Annotated in this window: 6 protein-coding genes and 1 pseudogene; 3 read left to right on the top strand and 4 right to left on the bottom strand. The window is 73.7% G+C overall.

The window, feature by feature from the left end; genetic code table 11:
* Positions 1-404, top strand: a pseudogene (locus tag AN218_RS36935) (hypothetical protein); the annotation flags it as partial.
* Positions 405-443: 39 nt separating this feature from the next.
* On the opposite strand, the gene AN218_RS21715 reads toward AN218_RS36935, so the two are convergent.
* The 4 genes from AN218_RS21715 to AN218_RS21700 form a co-directional block, all read right to left on the bottom strand.
* Positions 444-1,685 carry a cystathionine gamma-lyase gene (locus tag AN218_RS21715; protein WP_070018575.1) on the bottom strand — a complete coding sequence of 414 codons (1,242 nt, stop codon included), beginning with the start codon at positions 1,683-1,685 and terminating at the stop codon, positions 444-446.
* A gap of 86 nt (positions 1,686-1,771) precedes the next feature.
* Positions 1,772-2,668, bottom strand: a complete 897-nt coding sequence (locus AN218_RS21710; protein WP_070018574.1) for a fructosamine kinase family protein — start codon at positions 2,666-2,668, stop codon at positions 1,772-1,774.
* Positions 2,668-3,210, bottom strand: a complete 543-nt coding sequence (locus AN218_RS21705; protein WP_070018573.1) for a low molecular weight protein-tyrosine-phosphatase — start codon at positions 3,208-3,210, stop codon at positions 2,668-2,670. Before AN218_RS21705 ends, AN218_RS21710 begins: the two co-directional genes overlap by 1 nt.
* 100 nt (positions 3,211-3,310) lie before the next feature.
* Positions 3,311-3,688 carry a phage holin family protein gene (locus AN218_RS21700; protein WP_070018572.1) on the bottom strand — a complete coding sequence of 126 codons (378 nt, stop codon included), beginning with the start codon at positions 3,686-3,688 and terminating at the stop codon, positions 3,311-3,313.
* A 144-nt stretch (positions 3,689-3,832) separates the two neighbouring features.
* Between AN218_RS21700 and AN218_RS21695 the strand changes: the two genes are divergently transcribed.
* A complete protein-coding gene (locus AN218_RS21695; protein WP_070018577.1) occupies positions 3,833-4,150 on the top strand; it encodes a cupin domain-containing protein in 318 nt (105 codons plus the stop codon).
* 208 nt (positions 4,151-4,358) lie between these two features.
* Positions 4,359-4,583: a DUF5326 family protein gene (locus AN218_RS21690; protein ID WP_079132440.1), complete on the top strand. Its 225-nt coding sequence runs from the start codon at positions 4,359-4,361 to the stop codon at positions 4,581-4,583.
* Positions 4,584-4,675 lie beyond the last annotated feature (92 nt).

Raw genomic sequence — 4,675 nt, 5'->3', positions numbered from 1 at the left:
CCGCGTGGCGGGAGGCGCTGGTGGAGCGCGGCATCGTCCCGTTCCTGGAGGGCGCGCTGGCCGAGCGGGCGAGCGCCGCCGGTGCCGGCACCGGTCAACGGCCCCGTACCGCCGCGGACTTCACGGACCCCGCCGGCTCCCCCCGCTCCGAAGACGCCGCCGACTCCGCAGAGCCCGCGCCGCAGACGTCCGAGCCGGCTGAGCCGTCCGAGCGGCGTGACCACGCCGAGGACCGCACCCCGCGCCTGGGCTACTCCGGCCCCGACTTCTCCAGCCGCAGCCCCGCGGAGAGCGAGGAGCCCGGTGCCGAGCGCGACAAGGAGCGCGAGCGGCTCCGGCTGCGCTACTCCAGCCCGGACTACTCCAGTCCCGACTACGGCGGCCCCGAGCACCAGCCCGAATAGCCCCGCGGGCGGCGGGAGTTCAGCCCGCGAGGCGGGAGTTCAGCCCGCGCCGGCTCCGGCGGCGGCCGCCGCGTCCAGGGCGCGGCCGATGTCCGCGACCAGATCGTCCGGGTCCTCCAGGCCGACCGACAGCCGTACGAAGCCCTCCGGCACGGCGTCCCCGCCCCACCGCCCGCGGCGCTCCGCCGTCGAGCGCGCCCCGCCGAAGCTGGTCGCCTCGTCGACGAGACGCAGCGCCGCCAGGAACCGCTGCGCGTACTCCTTGCCGGGCAGCGTGAAGGACACGACGCAGCCGAAGCGCCGCATCTGCCGGGCGGCCGTCGCATGCGCCGGGTCCCCGGGCAGCCCGGGGTGGCGTACGCCGGTGACCTCGGGCCGCTCCAGCAGCGCCCGTGCGACGGCGAGCGCGCCCTCGGCCTGCCGCTTGGTCCGTACGTCGAGGGTCGCGAGCGAACGGTGCGCGAGCCATGCCTCCATCGGACCGGGGATCGCGCCAACGAGCTTGCGCCACTGCCGTACGGAGGCCGCCGACTCCGGGTCGCGGCAGGTCACATGGCCCAGCAGCACGTCGCCGTGGCCGGTGAGCGCCTTGGTGCCGCTGCCGACGGAGAAGTCGGCGCCGAGTTCGAGCGGGCGCTGACCGAGCGGCGTCGCGAGGGTGTTGTCGACGGCCACGAGCGCGCCGCGTTCATGTGCGGCGTCCGCCAGCCGACGGATGTCGCACACGTCCAGACCGGGGTTGGAGGGCGACTCGATCCACAGCAGCGACGCACCGTCCAGCAGGGCGAGTTGGGCGTCCCCGGCCGTCGGCGCGGTGCGGACCTCGACGCCGAGTGCGGTCAGCCGCTCCCGCAGCGGTACGAGGAGGTTGTAGCCGTCGTCGGGCAGCACGACGGCGCCGCCGGGCCGGGCCTGGGAGAACAGGACGGCGGAGATGGCGCCCATGCCGGAGGCGAAGACGACGGTGTGCGCGCCCTCGCCGTCCCGCCGCGCGCCGCCCGCCTCGGGGTCATCCGCTTCCGCGTCACCCGCCTCCGCGTCGTCCGCCTCCGGCGCCGACGGCCCGGCGGGCAGCTCCAGTTCGCCGATGGCGCGCTCCAGCGCCGTCCAGGTGGGGTTGGCGTCGCGCCCGTACGCGTACGGAGCGCCGGCGACCTCGCCGGGCAGGTGGTAGTGCGCGGCGAAGACGGGGCCGGGGAGCGGCGGCGCGTACGGCTCCTCCTCCGGCAGTCCCGCGCGTACGACCCTGGTGGCGTCGGTGCCGTGGTGCTCGCTGCTCATGGTGGTGCTCTCCTGTGCTGCCGGTGCCGGTGCCGGTGCGGCGTGCCGGTGGCGGTACGGGCGGCCGCGTCCGGCGGCCCGCCGCGTCAGCCCTGTCCGAGCGCCGCCCGCGCCGCCGCCCCGCACCGTGCGCCGTAGCCGCCCCCGAAGAGGACCGCGTGCACCAGCAGATGGTGGAGCTGGTGGAGCGGTACGCGTTCGGCACGGCCCTCGCCGGGACGTACCTCGTCGTACGCGCGGAGAATACGGGAAAGCTGCGGACAGCCGAAGAGCTGGAGGAGCGCCAGGTCGGTCTCGGGGTGCCCGCCCTGTGCGGCGGGATCGATGAGATACGGACGCGAACCGTCCGCGCTCCAGTGCACGTTGCCCGACCACAGGTCGCCGTGGATGAGCGCGGGCGGCTGCGGCGGTCCCGCGATCTCGCCGAGGCGCTCGCACAGCAGCTCCACGTCACGGGCGTCGGCCGGTTCGATGCCGCCGCCGTCGACGGCCTGCCGCAGATACGGCAGCAGCCGGTACTCGGCGTGGAAGGCCGGCCACTGCGCGGGATCGGTGATCTCGGCGGCGGGCGAGGGCAGCGGAAGCGACCCGATGTAGGCGCTGCGCCCGGGAGTTCCGTACGACAGCGCGCGCGTGCCGTGCAGCGCCGCCAGGTCCCGGCCGAGCCGCTCGGCCTGTGCGGGCGTGGCCTCGCCGGGCTCCAGCCACTCCAGTACGAGCACGTCCTCCTCGACGGCGAGCACGTCCGGTACGGCGACCGTGCCGGTCACGGCGAGGAGGGTCAGCCCGGCGGCCTCCGCGGCGAAGAAGCCGGGCGGGCTCGTGGTGAGGGTCTTGGCGAACACCTTGCGGTGCAGCCCGTGCCGGCCGCCGCGCAGCATGATGCTCCAGGCGTCGCAGATGTCGCCGCCCTCGACGTGGAAGACGCGCGTCGCCTCGTCGGCGCCGGTCAGCTCCGCGACGCGGTCGGCGAGCGCGGGCATCAGCGGGCCTCCCCGCCCGTCGCGCCCGCCGCTCTCCCCTCGTCCCGCTCGTCGAGTACGGCGGCGATCTCGGAGACCAGGCCCGGCACGGCGGCCTCGACGAGCCGCAGTACCTCCTCGAAGCCGTGGGTGCCGCCGTAGTACGGGTCGGGCACGTCGAAGCCGAAGCCGTCGCGTTCGGAGGCGAACGGGTCGTAGCTGCGCAGCAGCCGTACCTTCGCCGCGTCCGNTGCGGTGGGGGCGACGGCGCGCAGTTCGCGCTCGTGGCCCTCGTCGAGGGCGACGACGAGATCGTGCTCCTCGAACCAGGACGGCTCGAACTGCCGGGCGGCGTGGACCAGTTCGTATCCGGCCGCCTCCAGCGTCCGGGTCGTACGCGGGTCGGCCGGGTCGCCGACGTGCCAGCCTCCGGTGCCCGCGCTGCCCACGGCGACCCGGTCGCCGAGACCGGCCTCCGTCATATGGGAGCGGAAGACGGCCTCGGCCATGGGGGAGCGGCAGATGTTGCCGGTGCAGACGAAGCACACGCGGAAGGTGTCCATGAGGTCCGAGGTCCTTTTGCTCGTTGCTCTCTGGCTCGTTGCCCTGTGACTCGTTGCCCTGTGGCTCCTGCGGCGCCGGCCGGTGCTCCGGTCGCGGCGCTCAGTCGCGGTCGGGGAGGACCATGTGCAGGGCCCAGGCCACGATGGAGATGATCAGGCCGCCGAGGAAGGCGGTGCCGAATCCGTCCACGTGGAAGCTGACGTCGAGGCGGCCCGCCACCCAGGAAGTGAGCATCAGCATCAGCGCGTTGATCACCAGCGTGAACAGCCCGAGGGTGAGCACGAGCAGCGGCAGCGAGATGAACTTCAGCAGCGGCTTGACCACGAAGTTGACGACGCCGAAGATCAACGCCACCACTATGAGCGTCACCGTCTTCGACGTGGTGTCGGCACCGGTGAGTTCGATGCCGGACACCAGCCAGGTGGCCACCGCGAGGGCGGCCGCGTTCGCCAGCGTCTTGATGAGGAAAGTCGTCATAGTGTGATCGTGGCAGAGGCGACGGCCCGGGTCACAGGGGGCCCGTGGATCCGCCTCCGGGACGGGGACGTACGGGCGGGACATGCGGTCAGAACATGCGGACGCGGACTGGGCATGCGGACAGGACAAGGGGTGGGCGGGCAGATGAAGGAGTTCCGGCTGGAGGAGCTGGAGGCCCAACGGGCCGCGCACGAGGGCGCGTACCTTCAGTTCCTGCGGGAGCGCCACATGTCCGCCGGGCTCTACGCCCTGGACCGCGGCACCGCCGATCCGCAGAAGCCGCACAAGCAGGACGAGATCTACTTCGTGGTCAGCGGACGCGGCGCGATCACGGTGGGGAACGAGACCACGGCCGTCGCACGCGGCAGCGTCGTCTTCGTACCGGCCGGGGCGCCGCACAAGTTCCACCACATCGTCGAGGACCTGCGGGTCATGGTCGTCTTCGCGCCGCCCGAGGGCTGAGGCGGCGGCCCGTCCCGGGTCGCGGCTCAGGGTCGCGGTAGGGGACGGTTCAGGGGGAGGCCGGGGTCGGTGGGCCTCCCGGCGCCGCGCGGGGCGCTCTAGCATCGAAGGTGAAGCGGCGGCGACGCTGCCGCCGCGCAGCAGCCGTACGCCACCGGTCCCGTGCCTTCACGGGGCGGCGCGGTGGCCCGCCCGACAGGAGCCGGACATGGACGCAAAGGGGATCTTGAGAAGCATGCCGTGGTGGGTGAAGTGGGTCGCGATCCCGGTGATCGCCGTCGTCGTCTTCGGCGGGCTGATCGCCAGCGTCGTCGGTTTCCTGATCGGTCTGCTCTTCAAGGTGCTGATCTTCGCGGCGCTCGTCGGCGGCCTCATCTACCTTGTGCGCCACTTCACTTCGGCTTCCTCCTCTTCCCGCCGCGACGAGTGGTGACGTCGGGCTCCGTACGCACGGAGGCGTCCGCGCCCACCGGAGCGGAGGGGCGCGCGGAGGCTCCCGGGCCGGGCACGGTCGCGGCGGCCGCG

Origin of the sequence: Streptomyces nanshensis, from assembly GCF_001751255.1 — a bacterium.
Lineage (GTDB): Bacteria > Actinomycetota > Actinomycetes > Streptomycetales > Streptomycetaceae > Streptomyces > Streptomyces nanshensis_A.
Note: the sequence above shows the minus strand (reverse complement) of the source record. Positions and strands in the feature narration are given on the sequence as shown.